General features: G+C 61.3%; 15 protein-coding genes. 9 read left to right on the top strand and 6 right to left on the bottom strand.

What is annotated here, in order from left to right; all coding sequences use genetic code 11:
* Positions 1–37: 37 nt before the first annotated feature.
* The 8 genes from sucD to lpdA all read left to right on the top strand — a co-directional run bounded on the left by sucD (position 38) and on the right by lpdA (position 8,868).
* The gene (sucD, locus tag ACR3EN_RS07425; protein ID WP_480823561.1) at positions 38–919 is read left to right on the top strand and encodes a succinate--CoA ligase subunit alpha; all 882 of its coding nucleotides are present in this window, start codon (positions 38–40) and stop codon (positions 917–919) included.
* Positions 912–1,616: a hypothetical protein gene (locus tag ACR3EN_RS07420; protein WP_480823559.1), complete on the top strand. Its 705-nt coding sequence runs from the start codon at positions 912–914 to the stop codon at positions 1,614–1,616. The genes sucD and ACR3EN_RS07420 overlap by 8 nt, the downstream gene beginning before the upstream one ends.
* A gap of 2 nt (positions 1,617–1,618) precedes the next feature.
* Positions 1,619–2,158 carry a DUF805 domain-containing protein gene (locus ACR3EN_RS07415; RefSeq protein WP_480823686.1) on the top strand — a complete coding sequence of 180 codons (540 nt, stop codon included), beginning with the start codon at positions 1,619–1,621 and terminating at the stop codon, positions 2,156–2,158.
* Positions 2,155–5,112, top strand: a complete 2,958-nt coding sequence (locus ACR3EN_RS07410) for a 2-oxoglutarate dehydrogenase E1 component (protein ID WP_480823557.1) — start codon at positions 2,155–2,157, stop codon at positions 5,110–5,112. Before ACR3EN_RS07415 ends, ACR3EN_RS07410 begins: the two co-directional genes overlap by 4 nt.
* Positions 5,113–5,115: 3 nt before the next feature.
* Positions 5,116–6,630, top strand: a complete 1,515-nt coding sequence (gene odhB / locus ACR3EN_RS07405; protein WP_480870789.1) for a 2-oxoglutarate dehydrogenase complex dihydrolipoyllysine-residue succinyltransferase — start codon at positions 5,116–5,118, stop codon at positions 6,628–6,630.
* A gap of 2 nt (positions 6,631–6,632) precedes the next feature.
* Entirely contained in the window at positions 6,633–6,902 is a 270-nt protein-coding gene (locus ACR3EN_RS07400) for a hypothetical protein (RefSeq protein ID WP_480823553.1), read from the top strand.
* A gap of 126 nt (positions 6,903–7,028) precedes the next feature.
* On the top strand, positions 7,029–7,421 hold the full coding sequence (locus tag ACR3EN_RS07395) for an MAPEG family protein (protein ID WP_480823551.1): 393 nt from the start codon (positions 7,029–7,031) through the stop codon (positions 7,419–7,421).
* Positions 7,422–7,479: 58 nt separating this feature from the next.
* Entirely contained in the window at positions 7,480–8,868 is a 1,389-nt protein-coding gene (lpdA, locus tag ACR3EN_RS07390; protein ID WP_480823549.1) for a dihydrolipoyl dehydrogenase, read from the top strand.
* A gap of 149 nt (positions 8,869–9,017) precedes the next feature.
* Here lpdA and ACR3EN_RS07385 read toward each other — a convergent pair whose 3' ends face one another.
* From ACR3EN_RS07385 to ACR3EN_RS07370, 4 genes are read right to left on the bottom strand one after another with little or no spacing between them, the layout of a single operon-like run.
* Positions 9,018–9,623: a pyridoxamine 5'-phosphate oxidase family protein gene (locus tag ACR3EN_RS07385; protein WP_480823547.1), complete on the bottom strand. Its 606-nt coding sequence runs from the start codon at positions 9,621–9,623 to the stop codon at positions 9,018–9,020.
* Positions 9,610–10,350, bottom strand: a complete 741-nt coding sequence (locus ACR3EN_RS07380) for a lysophospholipid acyltransferase family protein (protein ID WP_480823545.1) — start codon at positions 10,348–10,350, stop codon at positions 9,610–9,612. Before ACR3EN_RS07380 ends, ACR3EN_RS07385 begins: the two co-directional genes overlap by 14 nt.
* A complete protein-coding gene (locus ACR3EN_RS07375; RefSeq protein ID WP_480823542.1) occupies positions 10,350–11,249 on the bottom strand; it encodes a cell division protein FtsX in 900 nt (299 codons plus the stop codon). The genes ACR3EN_RS07380 and ACR3EN_RS07375 overlap by 1 nt, the downstream gene beginning before the upstream one ends.
* Entirely contained in the window at positions 11,246–11,947 is a 702-nt protein-coding gene (locus ACR3EN_RS07370; RefSeq protein ID WP_480823540.1) for a cell division ATP-binding protein FtsE, read from the bottom strand. The genes ACR3EN_RS07375 and ACR3EN_RS07370 overlap by 4 nt, the downstream gene beginning before the upstream one ends.
* Before the next feature lie 170 nt (positions 11,948–12,117).
* Between ACR3EN_RS07370 and ACR3EN_RS07365 the strand changes: the two genes are divergently transcribed.
* Positions 12,118–12,819 carry a zinc-ribbon domain-containing protein gene (locus tag ACR3EN_RS07365; RefSeq protein WP_480823539.1) on the top strand — a complete coding sequence of 234 codons (702 nt, stop codon included), beginning with the start codon at positions 12,118–12,120 and terminating at the stop codon, positions 12,817–12,819.
* Positions 12,820–12,825: 6 nt separating this feature from the next.
* Here ACR3EN_RS07365 and ACR3EN_RS07360 read toward each other — a convergent pair whose 3' ends face one another.
* Positions 12,826–15,375: a TIGR02302 family protein gene (locus tag ACR3EN_RS07360; protein WP_480870791.1), complete on the bottom strand. Its 2,550-nt coding sequence runs from the start codon at positions 15,373–15,375 to the stop codon at positions 12,826–12,828.
* A gap of 35 nt (positions 15,376–15,410) precedes the next feature.
* Complete coding sequence (gene lysA, locus ACR3EN_RS07355) at positions 15,411–16,676, bottom strand: diaminopimelate decarboxylase (RefSeq protein ID WP_480823536.1); 1,266 nt, start codon at positions 16,674–16,676, stop codon at positions 15,411–15,413.
* Between the last annotated feature and the right edge of the window lie 167 nt (positions 16,677–16,843).

The raw sequence follows: 16,843 nt of genomic DNA, 5'->3' as shown, positions 1-16,843 counted from the left end.
GGCGGGCTGAACCCCGCCCTACAAAGGAGAACGCCAGATGGCAGTCCTCATCGACGAAAACACCAAAGTGATCTGTCAGGGTTTTACCGGCTCACAGGGCACATTCCACAGCGAACAGGCCATCGCCTATGGCACCAACATGGTCGGCGGCGTGACCCCCGGCAAAGGCGGGATGACGCATCTTGACCTGCCCGTGTTCAACTCGGTCCACGAAGCCAAGCATGTGACCGAAGCCAATGCCAGCGTGATCTATGTGCCGCCGCCCTTTGCGGCGGACTCGATCCTTGAAGCGATTGATGCCGAGATGGAAGTGATCGTCTGCATCACCGAAGGCATCCCGGTTCTGGACATGATGAAGGTCAAGCGTGCGCTGGAAGGCAGCAAGTCGCGCCTGATCGGGCCGAACTGCCCCGGTGTGATTACGCCCGACGCCTGTAAGATCGGCATCATGCCGGGTCACATTCACAAGCGCGGCTCGGTCGGCGTTGTGTCCCGTTCGGGCACCCTGACCTATGAGGCCGTCAAGCAGACCACCGATGTGGGTCTGGGCCAGTCCACCTGCGTGGGCATCGGCGGCGACCCGATCAAAGGCACCGAGCATATCGACGTGCTGGAATGGTTCCTGGCCGATGACGAGACCCACTCGATCATCATGATCGGTGAGATCGGCGGCTCGGCCGAGGAAGAAGCCGCGCAATTCTTGGCGGATGAGGCCAAGAAGGGCCGCTCGAAACCCACCGCTGGTTTCATCGCAGGCCGCACGGCGCCTCCGGGCCGCCGCATGGGCCACGCGGGCGCGATTGTTGCCGGTGGTAAAGGCGGTGCCGAGGACAAGATCGAAGCCATGCGCAGCGCCGGTATCGTTGTCGCCGAAAGCCCGGCGCAGCTGGGTGAGGCTGTGCTGGAAGCGATTGGCTAAGATGATCGCTCGCAGGCTACAGGGTAGTTTGATTGCTACTGCGCTTTGCTTGTCGGCAAACGTGCTGGTCGCAGATGAGAAAAACTGGCCCGAATCGTCTTGCCGCGAAACTCAAATTGACAGCCGGGAAGTCGTTTCCCGGCTGCGTCAAAACGGTTGGATCGACGCAGATGATGCGTCGCAAAGATTGGCGATGATGTCCGAACAGTGGATAGGTGTTCTTAACACTTATTTCTGGGAGAACGGCTTGGAACGGGCGGAGAACCGTCTCGCAGTTCTCAACTCGTACAATGGCGATATTAAAGAGCTGTACTTTGATGCATACCAGAGCCGTCCTGAGATTCTGGTGAACCCGAACAATGGCGAGATCGTAATCGCAGGCACCACTGCCATCAAAGGCACAGAAACCAACCGCTTCTATTTTGATTTGTGCTACCATCTGATGAAAAACAGCCAGATCACATCAGAGTTCATATCGGCGGCAGTTGCGGAAGAAGCTTATGGAACCAAAGTGACGCCCGCTTCTAGAGCATACAATGTCAAATTTAGAGAAGGTGAGCCAAGACGCACCGACGGGTTACTTTACGTGGAACTATTGCCGGATGCCTTTGAGGTATTTGGCCCTAACGCGCCCGTCTACTGGACCCAAATCAGGCGAACGTCCGAGCAAATGGTCGCGCCGGAGGTCAACGAATGAACATGACCTTCTCCGACGCCATCCGCACCTGTTTCACCAAGTTCTTCAACTTCTCGGGACGTGCCTCGCGGCCTGAATACTGGTTCTTTTTCCTCTTCATCGTGATCTGGGGCTCTATCGCCGGCCTCATCGACTGGCAGTTTTTTACTCAGGTTGCGGTCAGCGAGACTGAAACGTCCAGATCTGTCACTGCCATGTCCTCGGGACCGGTGCAGAGCCTGGTGACGCTGATCGTGCTCTTCCCGCATCTGGCCGTTTCGTTCCGGAGGATGCACGACACCGGACGCAGCGGATTTTATGCGCTGCTGCCGATCTTACTGATCCTGGGTGCCCTGGCCGTTTTGCTCTTTGGAATTGGCCTTGCCAGTCAGTTCCATGGCGGGGCTTTGGACATTCTGTTCACCCGCGCAACCCTGCTTATAGTCATTCCGACACTGATCGTTCTCACAGTGTCACCCCTCCTGGTGCTGTGGTGGCTGTCCCGCCCCAGCCAGCCGGGCACCAACCAATACGGTCCCAACCCATATGAGGTAACCCCATGACCGAACATTCGCCCAACGACCAGTTTCATGCCTCAAGCTTCATGCAGGGGCATAACGCCGAGTATCTAGAGCAGCTCTATGCCCAGTATACCCGGAACCCCGGCGCGGTGGATGCCGCCTGGGTCGAGTTCTTCAAGGCCATGGGTGATGCCACGCCGGATGTGCAGCGCGAGGCCGAAGGGCCGTCTTGGGCGCGCACCGACTGGCCTCCGATGCCCAGTGATGATCTGACCGGGGCGCTGACCGGCGAATGGGCCGAGATTGATGCCAAGGCCGCAGGTAAGAAGATCAAGGACAAGGCCGCCGCCAAGGGAGTTGCGGTCAGCGATGACCAGATCAAACGCGCGGTGCTGGACAGCCTGCGGGCCCTGATGCTGATCCGGGCCTATCGCATCCGGGGCCATCTGGCCGCCGATCTGGACCCGCTGGGTATGCGCGCGGCCAGCACGCACCCTGAGCTGGACCCAAAGACCTATGGCTTCACCGATGCCGACATGGATCGTCCGATCTTTATCGACAACGTGCTGGGCCTGCAGATGGCCAGCATGCGGCAGATCGTCGAGATCGTGAAGCGGACATACTGTGGCACTTTTGCGCTGCAATACATGCATATCTCGAACCCCGAAGAGGCCGCGTGGCTGAAGGAACGGATCGAGGGTTTTGGCAAGGAAATCCAGTTCACCAAGGAAGGCCGCAAGGCGATCCTGAACAAGATGGTCGAGGCCGAGGGCTTTGAGAAGTTCCTGCATGTCAAATACATGGGCACCAAGCGGTTCGGTCTGGACGGCGGTGAGGCACTGATCCCGGCGATGGAGCAGATCATCAAGCGCGGTGGCGCGCTGGGTCTGAGCGATATCGTCATCGGGATGCCACACCGGGGACGTCTGAACATTCTGGCCAACGTGATGGGCAAGCCCTATCGCGCCATCTTCAACGAATTCCAGGGCGGTAGCTTCAAGCCCGAGGACGTGGATGGTTCGGGCGACGTCAAATACCACCTCGGTGCCTCCAGCGACCGCGAGTTTGACGGCAACAGCGTCCACCTCTCGCTAACCGCCAACCCCAGCCACCTCGAGGCGGTGAACCCAGTGGTGTTGGGCAAGGTGCGCGCCAAGCAGGATCAGCTGAAGGACACTGACCGCACCAAGGTCATGGCGATCCTGCTGCATGGCGATGCAGCCTTTGCCGGTCAGGGCGTGGTGGCCGAAGGCTTTGGCCTGTCCGGCCTGCGCGGACACAAGACCGGCGGTACGATGCATATCGTGGTGAACAACCAGATCGGCTTTACTACAGCGCCGCATTTCAGCCGCTCCAGCCCGTATCCAACGGATATTGCGCTGATGGTTGAAGCCCCGATTTTCCACGTCAATGGCGACGACCCCGAGGCGGTGGTGCATGCCGCCAAGGTGGCGACCGAGTTCCGCCAGAAGTTCCACAAGGACGTGGTTCTGGATATCTTCTGCTACCGCCGGTTCGGGCACAACGAGGGCGATGAGCCCATGTTCACCAACCCGATCATGTACAAGAAGATCAAGACGCATAAGACAACGCTGTCGCTGTACACCGAACGTCTGGTCAAGGATGGGCTGATCCCCGAGGGCGAGATCGAGGATATGAAAGCCGCGTTCCAGGCGCATCTGAACAACGAATTCGAGGCCGGGAAGGACTTTAAACCCAACAAGGCCGACTGGCTGGATGGACGCTGGTCGCATCTGGACAAGAACAAGGACGAATATGTTCGGGGCGATACGGCGATCACCCCAGACACTCTGGCCGAAATCGGAAGCGCGCTGACACAGGCTCCGGACGGATTTGCTTTGCATAAGACCGTGGGCCGTCTGCTGGACCACAAGAAACAGATGTTCGAAACCGGCAAAGGCTTTGACTGGGCGACGGGTGAGGCGATGGCCTTCGGCTCGTTGCTGACAGAAGGGTACCCCGTGCGTCTGGCCGGTCAGGATGCCACCCGCGGCACATTCAGCCAACGCCATTCAGGCTTTGTCCACCAGGAAACCGAAGAACGGTATTATCCCCTCAACAACATCCGCAAAGGGCAGTCACAATACGAAGTGATCGACTCGATGCTGTCCGAATATGCGGTTCTGGGTTTCGAGTATGGCTATTCGCTGGCCGAACCCAACGCGCTGGTTCTTTGGGAAGCGCAGTTCGGCGATTTCGCCAATGGTGCGCAGATCATGTTCGACCAGTTCATCAGCTCGGGCGAAAGCAAATGGCTCCGTATGTCCGGTCTGGTCACCCTGCTGCCGCACGGGTTTGAGGGGCAAGGCCCGGAACACTCGTCCGCCCGGCTTGAACGCTTCTTGCAGATGTGCGGTCAGGACAACTGGATCGTGGCCAACTGCACGACGCCTGCGAACTATTTCCACATCCTGCGCAGACAGCTGCACCGGACCTTCCGCAAGCCGCTGATCCTGGTGACGCCAAAGTCACTGCTGCGGCACAAGCTGGCGGTCAGCACGGCAGATGATTTCACCACAGGTTCCAGCTTCCACCGGGTACTGTGGGATGATGCGCAGAAAGGAAATTCGGATACAAAGCTGGTGTCCGATGACAAGATCAAGCGCGTCGTCATGTGTTCCGGCAAGGTGTATTTCGACCTTCTGGAAGAACGCGATGCGCGTGGCATCGACGACATCTATCTGATGCGGATCGAGCAATACTATCCCTTCCCCGCGCACTCGCTGATCAACGAGCTTGAGCGCTTTAAAGGGGCCGAGATGGTCTGGTGTCAGGAAGAACCCAAGAACCAAGGCGCCTGGACCTTTATCGAGCCCAATATCGAATGGGTGCTCACCCGGATCAAAGCCAAACATACGCGTCCGGTTTATGCTGGCCGCGCCACCTCGGCCTCGCCCGCGACGGGTCTGGCCAGCCAACACAAATTCCAACAAGAAGCGCTGGTGAACGAAGCGCTGAGCCTCAAAGGAAAGTAAACGATGACGATTGAAGTTCGTGTTCCCACGCTTGGCGAATCTGTCACCGAAGCCACGGTTGCGACATGGTTCAAGAACCCCGGTGACGCCGTGGCCGTGGATGAAATGCTGTGTGAGCTTGAGACCGACAAGGTCACGGTCGAAGTGCCCTCGCCCGCCGCGGGTGTGATGGGGGAGATCGTAGCCGCCGAAGGTGAGACCGTTGGTGTCGACGCCCTGCTGGCCACGATTGCGGCGGGTGAAGGCGCGGCCCCTGCCCCGGCGGCGGCCCCGGCCTCTGCTGCTGCGGCCCCCGCAGCGTCGGGTGGCAGCGTCGATGTGATGGTGCCCACGCTGGGTGAATCCGTGACCGAGGCGACCGTCTCGACATGGTTCAAGCAGGTCGGCGATGCCGTGGCACAGGACGAGATGCTGTGTGAGCTGGAGACCGACAAGGTATCGGTCGAGGTTCCGGCCCCGGCTGCAGGTGTTCTGGCCGAAATCGTAGCGCCCGAGGGCGCGACCGTAGATGCAAGCGCCAAGCTGGCGGTGATCTCGGGCGCGGCGGCGGGTGCTGCTGCGGCTCCGGCGGCGGCTGCCCCGGCGAATGGGGGTGACTCGGTTGGTGGCAAGGACGTCGCCAATGCTCCATCGGCCGAGAAAGCCATGGCCGAGGCCGGTCTGTCGGCAGATCAGGTCACCGGAACGGGCCGCGATGGCCGCATCATGAAAGAGGACGTGGCAAAGGCCGTTGCAACGGCGTCGGCCCCAGCGCCTGCGGCGGCTGTGCCCGCCCCCGCTGCCCAAGCGCCGCGCGCGCCTGTCGCCGCCGATGATGCCGCCCGCGAAGAACGTGTGCGCATGACCCGTCTGCGCCAGACCATCGCCAAGCGCCTGAAGGATGCCCAGAACACCGCCGCGATCCTGACCACCTATAACGAGGTGGACATGACCGAGGTGATGGCCCTGCGCAGCCAGTACAAGGACCAGTTTGAGAAGAAGCACGGCGTGCGTCTGGGATTCATGTCCTTCTTCACCAAGGCCTGCTGTCACGCGCTGAAAGAAGTGCCAGAGGTGAATGCTGAGATCGACGGCACCGACATCGTCTACAAGAACTTCGTCCATATGGGCGTGGCTGCCGGTACGCCTCAGGGTCTGGTGGTTCCGGTCATTCGCGACGCGGATTCTATGTCTTTCGCTGCGATCGAGAAAGCCATCGCCGAAAAGGGCAAGCGCGCCCGCGACGGCAAGCTGTCGATGGCCGAGATGCAGGGCGGCACCTTCACCATCTCGAACGGCGGTGTATACGGCTCGCTGATGTCTTCGCCCATTCTGAACCCGCCGCAATCGGGTATTCTGGGCATGCACAAGATCCAGGACCGCCCGATGGTCATCAATGGTGAGATCAAGATCCGTCCGATGATGTATCTGGCCCTGTCCTATGACCACCGGATCGTAGACGGCAAAGGCGCGGTCACCTTCCTTGTGCGCGTGAAAGAGGCGCTGGAAGACCCGCGCCGTCTGCTGATGGATCTGTGATCATGGCAACACATGTACTCTGGCAGGCCGATGTGGCCGATTTCAGCGCCTGGCTGAAAGTGTTCCGCGAGGACAAGCCCATGCGCAAGGCTGCGGGCATCCGCGACCTGCATGTCTGGAAAGACCCCGACCAGCGCGACCATGCGGTTGCGATGTTCGAGGTGGCGGACCTTGAAAGGGCGCGCAGGTTCTTCGACTCGGAAGAACTGTCCATGCATCACGAACGTGGCGGCGTGGCCCATATTCAGGTTAAGCTGCTAGAACCGGTCTGACATCCTGCGTGTGCAGGGGCTCTCTCCTGCACACGCCGTTGCACTTACGCGTGAGCCCCGCCTGCCCATCAGCCTTGGAGATGTTAGTCCCGAACCCGGACACTCATTGAAAAAGGAAATGTGAACATGTCTTCGGAACTTTCCATTCTTGCGCTTTATGGCCTGCTGGTCGTGGTGATCATCCTGCTGAACGTCCTGACCGCCATGTCACAGGTCGGGCTGATGACGCTGGGTGGCGCGCGGGATGACATGCCGCCGCTGACCGGGGTTGCCGGACGGGTCGAGCGCACGCTGTCGAACTCGGTCGTGGCGATGGCGCTGTTTGCGCCTGCGGTGCTGATCCTTGCCGTCAAGGATGGCTTCACGTCCGGGACGCTGCTGGCGGCGCAGATTTTCCTGATCGCGCGCCTCGTCTTTGTCCCGGTCTACGCTTTGGCCATCCCGGTCCCGTTCCTGCGCACGCTTGTCTGGCTGGCAGGATTTCTTGCAACCGTTTATCTATACCTTATGGCCCTGTAAGGCCTGACTGCCGCGCCCCTGATCCGGGCGCGGTCGAGACACATCAAGGAGTGCCCCAATGTCCAGCTATGACGTCATCGTAATCGGAGCCGGCCCCGGCGGCTATGTCTGCGCCATCCGCTGCGCCCAACTGGGGCTGAAAACCGCCGTGGTCGAAGGGCGTGAGACGCTGGGCGGCACCTGTCTGAACGTAGGCTGCATTCCGTCCAAGGCGCTGCTGCATGCCAGTCACCAGTTGCACGAAGCCGAGCATAACTTTGCCAAGATGGGCCTGAAAGGCAAATCTCCGTCGGTCGATTGGAAACAGATGCAGGCCTATAAGGACGAGGTGATCGACGGCAACACCAAGGGCATCGAGTTTCTGTTCAAGAAGAACAAAATCGATTGGCTGAAAGGCTGGGGCTCGATCCCCGCTGCCGGTCAGGTAAAGGTGGGTGATGAGGTGCACGAGGCCAAGAACATCATCATCGCCTCGGGCTCTGAGCCGTCGGCGCTGCCCGGTGTCGAAGTGGATGAGAAGGTCGTTGTGACTTCGACCGGCGCACTGTCTCTGGGCAAGATTCCGAAGAAGATGGTGGTGATCGGTGCCGGTGTGATCGGGCTGGAGCTGGGCTCGGTCTACAGCCGTCTTGGGGCCGAGGTGACGGTGATCGAATTCCTCAAGGAAATCACGCCGGGCATGGATCCTGAAGTACAGAAGACCTTCCAGCGTATTCTCAAGAAACAGGGTCTTAACTTCGTCATGGGCGCGGCGGTGCAAAAGACCGAAGCGACCAAGACCAAGGCCAAAGTGACGTACAAGCTGCTCAAGGATGACAGCGAGCATGTGATCGACGCCGACACCGTTCTGGTCGCCACCGGGCGCAAACCCTATTCCGATGGTCTGGGACTCGAGGCTCTGGGCGTTGAGATGACACCGCGCGGCCAGATCAAAGTGGGCGCTGAATGGCAGACCAACGTACCCGGCATTTACGCCATCGGCGATGTTACCGAAGGCCCGATGCTGGCCCATAAGGCCGAAGACGAGGGCATGGCCGCCGCCGAGCAGGTCGCGGGCAAGCATGGCCATGTGAACTATGGCGTCATTCCGGGCGTGATCTACACCTGGCCCGAGGTCGCCAATGTCGGCGAAACCGAAGCGACGCTGAAAGAACAGGGCCGTGCCTACAAGGTCGGCAAGTTCATGTTCATGGGCAATGGCCGCGCCAAGGCGAATTTCGCCGCCGACGGGTTTGTCAAAATCCTCGCCGACAAAGAAACAGACCGCATTCTGGGCGCACACATCATCGGCCCAGCAGCAGGCGATCTGATCCACGAGGTCTGCGTGGCGATGGAATTCGGTGCCTCTGCCGAAGATCTGGCCCTGACCTGCCACGCACACCCGACCTATTCAGAAGCGGTGCGTGAAGCAGCACTCGCCTGTGGCGACGGCCCGATCCACTCGTGAAACTGTAAGGGCTGAAAGCTCGGGATGCGAGGCTCTGCCTCGCGCTCCGGGATATTTCTGGCCAGATGAAGACCGGATCCCCTGCTTCATCTGGCTCTAAATATCCCGGGGAGTCGCAGCTTGCCGCGGCGGGGGCAGAGCCCCCTTTCCTACCACATCGTCTTGGCGGCGCGCGCTCCCCATTCCTGGTCATAGCGTGCGCCGCCTTCTTCTCCGGCGGTCATTTCTGCAAGGATTTCTCCGGCGGTTGGCAGGCCCTCGGCGTCATCGCCGCCAGCCCATGTCTGCGACCGCATCAGCGCGCGGGCGCATTGGGTGTAAATCTCGGCAATTTCGATAACGATGACGGTGGCGGGCTGTTTGCCGTGTTTTTCAAAGCGGGCGCGCAGCGTTTCATCCGCCGTCAGGCGCGCCGAGCCGTTGACCCGCACCACAGTGTTTGAACCGGGCACCATGAACATCAACGCCACACGCGGGTCACGCACGATATTGCGCAGGCTGTCCAGGCGGTTGTTTCCGCGCCAGTCGGGCAGCGCAAGCGTGCCGGGGTCCAGTTCCAGCACAACAGGCCCGTCATCGCCGCGCGGGCTGCCGTCGACGCCTTCAGGGCCCACGGTGCTCAGCACGCAGAGCCGCGCGGTCATGATCCATTTGCGGTAGAGCGGCGTCAGTTGCCGGGCCACCTTGCGCAGCGAGGGTGCGCCGGGGGTACCGTAAAGCCCCTCGAGCGTCGTTATGTCTTCAATGAACTGCATCCGGGTCAAATCCCACTTCTCGCATCAATGCGTTTGAACCTGTTTCGATGACGTCCTCAAGCCGCTCCAGAAAGGCGTCCCGGCCAACGCCGGGTTCGATCGGGTCGAGGAAATCGACAATGGCTGTGCCGGGTTTGCGCAGGATGCCGGTTCTGGGCCAGAACACACCCGCATTTGTGGCAACCGGCACGCAGGGATAACCCAGCCCCTGATAGAGCACCGCCGTTCCCACCTTATAGGGCTTCGGAACACCCGGCGCGACGCGGGTGCCTTGCGGGTAGATCACCAGCTGGCCGGGTTCGCTGAACTCTTTGGCCACATCCTTGACCATCTTGGCCACCGCCACGCCCCTTTTGCCGCGATCAACCGCGACACAACCCAGCCGGCGGGCATACATGCCGATGACCGGGGTCCACAGAAGCTCTTTCTTCATGATGAACTTGCCATGGGGGATGGCGCTGAAGATCATGATGATATCGAGGAAAGACTGGTGCTTGGCCGCGATCACCACCTCTCCGGTCGGAGGGTTTCCACGGATTTCGCTGCGAATGCCGACCATCCAGCGGGCCAGCCACATGGTTGTGCGGGCATAGGTCATGCAGGCCCGCGCCGCTCCGCGTTTAGCGAACAGCGCGTAGGGCGCAAAGACAATCCCAAGGATCAGCATCCACACGTAGATCGTGAACATGAAGATCAGCGACCGTATCCATTGAAGGGCCATGAACATCACGAAAGCTCCTTTAACTTGCGCCGCGCCGCCGACCACGTGGCCAGAAACGCAACCGCCGCGCCCAAAAGCGGGATCAGCACGGGCAGCAGCCAGCCTGCCCCCTGAAACCCGAGCCCGGTGAGAAATCCACCCGCGTCGGAGGCTTCGGGCAGCAGCAGAACGCCGGACATCCCCAGTAGTGTGCCGACCCCGGCCCCGAACAGCGCGCGGAAGGTAAACCGCCGCACGAAGGCCCCGGCGATGAACCGGTCGCGGGCACCGACCAGACGCAGCACCTCGATGATCTGGGCGTTGGCAGCCAGCGAGGCATTGGCGGCCAGCGTGATCATCGCGGCCGTGGCCCCACCAATCAGCAGGATCGAGATCCAGCCCAGCCGCCGCAGCGACATCGCCGCATCAACCAGCGGTTCGCGCCAGCGGGTGTGATCATCCAGCACCGCCCCGGGCACTTCGGCCCCCAGACGCAGGCGCAGACCGGCCGCGTCCAGACCGGGCGGGCCTTCGATGATCTCGATCAGTTGCGGGATGGGCAGCGTCTCCAGCGGCAGGTCGGGGCCGAACCATGGTGAGAGCAGAGCGGCCTGTTCTTCGCTGGTCAGCGCACGGGCCGAGGCGACGCCGGGGGTTTGGCTCAGCACGGTCAGCGCAGCCTCGGTCTGGGCGGCGCGCTGGTCGGCGGGGGCGTTGATCCGCAGCGTGGCGGCCCCCGCCAGTTCCGAGGCCCAGCGATCCGCCAGCCGCCCTGAGGCCAGCGACAGGGCCAGCGCAAAGACGGCCAGAAACGCCATCGCGCCGGATACGAACAGGGTCAGTTGCGCGGTAAACCCGGTGGGCGGCACCACCCGGTCGGCGCGGCTGTCGCGGCGCAGCAAGTTGCGGATGTCGCCCTTGCTCATAGATCCGCCCCCGCGAGTTGAAGGCGGCGCTGGGAAATCCGCAGCACCCGCGCCTGAACCTGACTTTTGGCGGCGCGGATCAGGGAAAGGTCATGGGTCGCGATCAGCACGGTTTTGCCCATGCGGTTCAGCTCGACCAGCAGGCGTAGTAAGCGTTGCGACATCTCCCAGTCGACGTTGCCGGTGGGTTCATCCGCCAGCACCATGTCCGGCGACAGGATGACCGCGCGGGCCAGTGCGGCGCGTTGACGTTCACCGCCCGACAGTTCCGGCGGCAGCGCCTCAAGACGGCTGCCCAGCCCGACCCAGCCCAGCAGTTCGGTCAGATCATTTTGTTCACCCGCCTCCGCCCGACCCGACACCATCAGCGGCAGGGCGACGTTTTCGGCCACGGTCATGTGATCCAGAAACCGGCAATCCTGATGCACGACGCCAATGCGACGGCGCAGCAGGGCCATCTGGTCACGGTCCAGCCGCGCAATATCCTCGCCAAAGGCGCTTAGCCGCCCCGAGGTCGGCAGCAAAGCGCCGTAGCACAGTTTCAGCAGCGTGGTCTTGCCCGAGCCCGACGGCCCGGTCAGGAAGTGGAACGATCCCGGCTGCAGCTGCAGCGAAACATCGCTCAGCAATTCGCCGCCGCCATAGCTGTAGCTGATATTTTCCAGCTCGATCACGCCTGCCCCCATTGTTCTGCTCATCTCTTGCCCGAGCGCGACGACGGTTTCAATGCCTGCTTTGATCCCCTGAACGGGTCCAATTGGCGACACTTGACCTACGATGGCGAAAACGCGCTTTGCTGTTGGGTCTTAACGGAATATCATCCCTGAAAAAACTACTATCAGGCCCGCTTGGCCGGGCAGGAGGCAGAATGCGTTTAACGTGTCCGAATTGCAGTGCCCAATATGAGGTCCCGGATGAGGTGATCCCCGATGGTGGGCGCGATGTGCAGTGCTCGAATTGCGAACACACGTGGTTTCAGGCCAAGGCAAAAGACACTGCGACGGCTGAGGCAAAAGCGCCGCCTGCGCCGGTCACAGACGAGGTCGAAGAAGTTGCCGCGCCTGCAGCCCCGGAAACACTGCCCGAGAAGCCCGAGGACGATAGCGGCCATGTAGACCCCGCCGTTGCCAACATCCTGAAAGAAGAGGCCGCGCGCGAGGCCGAGTTGCGCGAGCGCGAGGGAAGCAGTCTGGAAAGCCAAGCCGATATGGCGCTTGAAGTGCCCGAAGAGCCCAAGGTCAAACCCAAGCGCCCCGAAGCAAGTAAAACAGCGTCAGATGCGGGTCAGAAGGACGCTCTGCCCGATGTCGAGGCGATCAATTCCGGCCTGCGCAGCGATCTGACATCCGAGGATGCCGAGGAAGCCGCCCCTGTTCGCAAATCCGGTGGGTTTCTGCGCGGCTTCGCGCTTATCGTCATCATCGGGGTCATTTTGTTCCTGATCTACGGCAACGCCAATCAAATCAGCGAGGCCGTTCCGCAGGCCGATCCTGTTCTGAAATCCTATGTCTCGATGATCGATCAGGCCCGCATCTGGCTTGAGACGCAGACGGGCGGTGCGCAGAACTGAACGCGCTCAGAACCGCTCGAGCAGACGTTTGAGGTACTCTAGCTCGATCTGCGGCCGATCCGTATCGCCCGTGCGGCGGCGGATTTCATCCAGCAGCTCTCTGGCACGGCGATAGACATCTTCGCCTTGCAACAGGTTGTCATCTGTCGAGATCGACCCGGCAGACCCCGGCGTGCGGCCCAGAGGGTCCCGGTTATTGGCTTGCATATCTCCGGCCTCGGTTCCCTGACCAGGCTGGTTTTGCTGGTTCTGCGCCATCGCCTCACCCAGTGACCGCATGCCTTCGCGCAAGGCTTCCATCGCCTCGGACTGGCGGTCAATGGCTTCGGCCAGATCATTGCCCCGCAAGGCATCTTCGGCCTCGTCCATCGCGCGGCCTGCACGGCCAAGCGCTTCGCGCGCGGCCTCGCCTTCCGGTGTTCCGCCACCCGGCAGGTTCTGTTCCTGCCGCCCAAGCTCATCCCGCAGGGCCTGTTGGCGATCCGCCAATGAACCCTCCTGTCCCTGCTGGCCCTCGCCAGCCTGATCCTGGCCCTGTCCCTGACCGCCCTGACCTTCATGGCTCTCGCCCCGGCCAAGACCGCCATTGCGCCCTTCATTGCCCTGGCTTTCGCCCGATTGCGCGCCCGGGTTGAACTGTTCCTGCAGGTCCCGGAACGCCTGATCGCTGAGGCCTTGTTGTTCGCGCAGGGTTTCCGCCAGGCCTTCCATGGCCTGCTGACCCTCGGACTGGCCGCCCTGACCCTGGCCTTGGGTGACGCGCATGTTTTCCATCATCTGCTGGAACTCTTCCAGCGCCTGCTGCGCCTCGGCCATGCGGCCCTGTTCCATCAGTTCCTGAATGCGGTCCATCATCCGCTGCAGGTCGTCCTGCGTCATCTGCAGGGTTTCACCGTTGGGCCCTTGCTGGCCCTGCTGGGTCTCACCGTTCTCTTGCGCCAGACGCTGCAACTGGCGCATGTAGTCCTGCGTCGCCTCGCGCAATTCCTGCATCAGTTCGGCGATCTCTTCGTCGCTGGCGCCATTCTGCATCGCCTCGGTCAGGCGCTCTTGCGCCCGGCGCATACGTTCCAACGCGTCCGCAAGCGTTCCATCCTCAATCAGAACCGCGAGTTCCCACAGCGCTTGCGCGATCTCTTCCTGTTGTTTCGCATTCAGCGCACCGTGCCGGTCAAAGGTCTCTAACCGGCGCAGGATCACGCGCAAACGCAAATAGGCCGTGTCCGAACGGAACAGGTCCTCGGGCAGATGCGAGACCGCACGCAGCAATTGCGACACGCGCAAAGCGTTTTCGCGCGACCACAGCAGATCACGGCGCTGTTCCGCCACCGCCGCAGCCAGCGGGTCAAAGAACCGACGGGCGGGCAAGTCGGTCAGATACGGCTCTGCCACCGATTCCTGATCTGCCGCATCGACGGCCATCAGCGTGATCCTGACGGGCAAATGCGCCCATGGGTGCTGCGAGAAATCCTCAATCAGGTCTTCGGTGAATTCAGTCCTATCACCGGTGATCGGCAACGGAAGTTGAACAGTGATCGTTTCACGTGGCTCGGGCTCGGTCGCCAGACCAAACTCACGGTTCACGGCAGGCAAATCGAGTTCGATCCGCGCTGTTCCCGAAACGATGCCGTAATCATCCGCTGCCGCAAAGGGCAACTTCATCTGTCCACCAGCTTCAGCCTCAGCCGCCCCCGCCGCAGCGATCTGCGGGGCAGTGTCCGGAAGGATGTCCAGCATCCAGTCGCGGCCTGCCGGACCCTCGATCCGCATCTGGCCGGACCGTTCAGCGACAAATTCCTGCTCGGGATCAGTGGCAGCTTCGGTACCCAAAGGCGTCGACGTTTCTGTCAGGCTGTGGGCGCCCACCTCTCCGTAAAACCGCAGCGTGATGCGGCTGCCCTTGGGCACGCTCAGCGTGGGATCGGTCTGATCCGCCAGATAGAGCGTCGGCAAACCGGTATAGCGCGGCGGTTCAACCCACCCTTCCCAGCTGGGGCCCTGCCCGGCCTGCGCGGTGCCCGGTGTCATATCGGCAACCGAGCCAATCCGCCAGAACGAGCCAAAAAGCGCGGCCACCACCAGCGCCAGCAGCGCGGCATAACGCAGGGCATAAGGGTCGCGCGACGCCAACCTCAGATCGGGCTTGACCGGTTCCGCCTCGGCCACGCGCGCCGCCATGCGCGACTGGTGCGCCCGCCACAACGCCACAGAATCGGCATCCATCGCGCCAATCGCCTGATCATCCATCAAGGCCTGAATCGGTCGGCCCGGCAGCGTTTCATCCAACCGCACCAGCGCCTCGGTTCGGATCGGCAGGTGGAATCGCCTGAGCCCGAGAATCGCTGTCGCAATCAACGCCAACACGCTGACGGCTGCACCCGCCCAGACGGCCTCGATCCGCACAAGGTCCTGCAAACCCAGCATAAGGGCGGCAAGCACCGCCATGAGTATCGAAAAGAAGGGCCAAAAGGCACGCATGACCTGCTCGGCCAGCATCCCGGCATGCGTAAGCCACAGGGATCCTCTTGGGATCGGCAGGTTTGATACGTCGCGCAAGGCGGGCCTCCTGATCGGCCCGCGCGCCTATCGCGTCAGAGCCACACGGGTATGGTATCGCGGTTTATGATTTCGTCAAAGCTTGGGCGTTCACGAATTACGGCAAATTGATCCCCATTCACCAGAACCTCGGGGATCAGGGGTCGGGTATTGTATTCGCTGGACATCACCGCGCCGTAAGCTCCGGCGCTTCGGAAGGCGATCAGATCACCCGATTTCAGCGGCGGCATGTTGCGCTGTTTGGCGAAGGTGTCGCCGGATTCGCAGACTGGGCCGACGATGTCATAGGGCTGTTGTTCGACACCTGCAGCGGGCTCTGCCACCGCGATGATGTCATGATGCGCTTCATACATCGCGGGCCGGATCAGGTCGTTCATCGCGCCATCAAGGATCAGGAAATCACGGCCTTCACCGGATTTGACATAGATAACCTTGGACACCATCAGACCCGCGTTGCCTGCGATCAGGCGCCCCGGTTCAATTTCGATCTCACAACCCAGATGACCCAGTGTTTTCTTGATCATCGCGCCATATTCGACCGGCAAAGGCGGTGCATCGTTCGAGCGGGTGTAGGGAATGCCCAGTCCACCCCCCAGATCCAGCCGATGTATGTTATGGCCCTCAGAACGCAGGCGTTCGGTTAGCTCTGCGACCTTGTGGTAGGCCAGTTCAAACGGCTCAAGCTCGGTCAATTGCGAGCCGATATGGACATCAATCCCGATCACCTCCAAGCCCGGCAAACTGGCGGCCAGCGCATAGACCTCGGACGCGCGCGAGATCGGGATGCCAAACTTGTTCTCGGACTTGCCGGTGGCAATCTTGGCGTGGGTTTTCGCATCCACATCCGGATTCACCCGCACGGTGATCGGCGCAACCTTGCCAAGTTCAAGCGCAACGGCGTTAATCACCTGCATCTCGGGCTCGGATTCGACGTTGAATTGCCGGATGCCGCCCGTCAACGCCGCCCGAATCTCATCCGCTGTCTTGCCGACGCCCGAGAAAACGATTTTGTCCCCGGGCACACCTGCCGCCTTGGCGCGCAGATATTCGCCGCCCGAGACCACATCCATCCCTGCACCCGCTTGCGCCAGCGTTTTCAGGATCGCCTGATTGCTGGCCGCTTTCATCGCATAGCACACAAGATGATCCATACCCTCAAGCGCGTCATCAAACAGCTTGAAATGCCGCAGCAAGGTCGCCGTTGAATAGACGTAGAACGGGGTTCCGACCGCAGACGCGATCTCGGAAACGGGCACATCCTCGGCGTAAAGCGCGCCGTCGCGGTAGAGAAAATGATCCATGACAGCGCGCTTAGACCAAAAAGGCCCTTCGGATCAATGGATTCTGCACCAAGTCTGGCAAGCCTACTGGCGCGTCACCACGCCAACGCGACCATAGCCCGAGATCGAGATGCCCGTCCCACCGCTTGACGCCTCGGGCGCGGGCCTCGGAGAGGATGACGGCTCGC

The organism is Ruegeria sp. G7 (assembly GCF_056535465.1).
Note: the sequence above shows the minus strand (reverse complement) of the source record. Positions and strands in the feature narration are given on the sequence as shown.

Bases quoted from the DNA above. Each gene is read 5' to 3' on its own strand.
- ACR3EN_RS07410 (WP_480823557.1), top strand. From the start codon at position 2,155: ATGACCGAACATTCGCCCAACGACCAGTTTCATGCCTCAAGCTTCATG.
- lysA (WP_480823536.1), bottom strand. From the start codon at position 16,676: ATGGATCATTTTCTCTACCGCGACGGCGCGCTTTACGCCGAGGATGTG.
- lpdA (WP_480823549.1), top strand. From the start codon at position 7,480: ATGTCCAGCTATGACGTCATCGTAATCGGAGCCGGCCCCGGCGGCTAT.
- ACR3EN_RS07375 (WP_480823542.1), bottom strand. From the start codon at position 11,249: ATGAGCAAGGGCGACATCCGCAACTTGCTGCGCCGCGACAGCCGCGCC.
- ACR3EN_RS07380 (WP_480823545.1), bottom strand. From the start codon at position 10,350: ATGTTCATGGCCCTTCAATGGATACGGTCGCTGATCTTCATGTTCACG.
- ACR3EN_RS07370 (WP_480823540.1), bottom strand. From the start codon at position 11,947: ATGAGCAGAACAATGGGGGCAGGCGTGATCGAGCTGGAAAATATCAGC.
- sucD (WP_480823561.1), top strand. From the start codon at position 38: ATGGCAGTCCTCATCGACGAAAACACCAAAGTGATCTGTCAGGGTTTT.
- ACR3EN_RS07385 (WP_480823547.1), bottom strand. From the start codon at position 9,623: ATGCAGTTCATTGAAGACATAACGACGCTCGAGGGGCTTTACGGTACC.
- ACR3EN_RS07365 (WP_480823539.1), top strand. From the start codon at position 12,118: ATGCGTTTAACGTGTCCGAATTGCAGTGCCCAATATGAGGTCCCGGAT.
- ACR3EN_RS07415 (WP_480823686.1), top strand. From the start codon at position 1,619: ATGACCTTCTCCGACGCCATCCGCACCTGTTTCACCAAGTTCTTCAAC.
- ACR3EN_RS07400 (WP_480823553.1), top strand. From the start codon at position 6,633: ATGGCAACACATGTACTCTGGCAGGCCGATGTGGCCGATTTCAGCGCC.
- ACR3EN_RS07395 (WP_480823551.1), top strand. From the start codon at position 7,029: ATGTCTTCGGAACTTTCCATTCTTGCGCTTTATGGCCTGCTGGTCGTG.
- odhB (WP_480870789.1), top strand. From the start codon at position 5,116: ATGACGATTGAAGTTCGTGTTCCCACGCTTGGCGAATCTGTCACCGAA.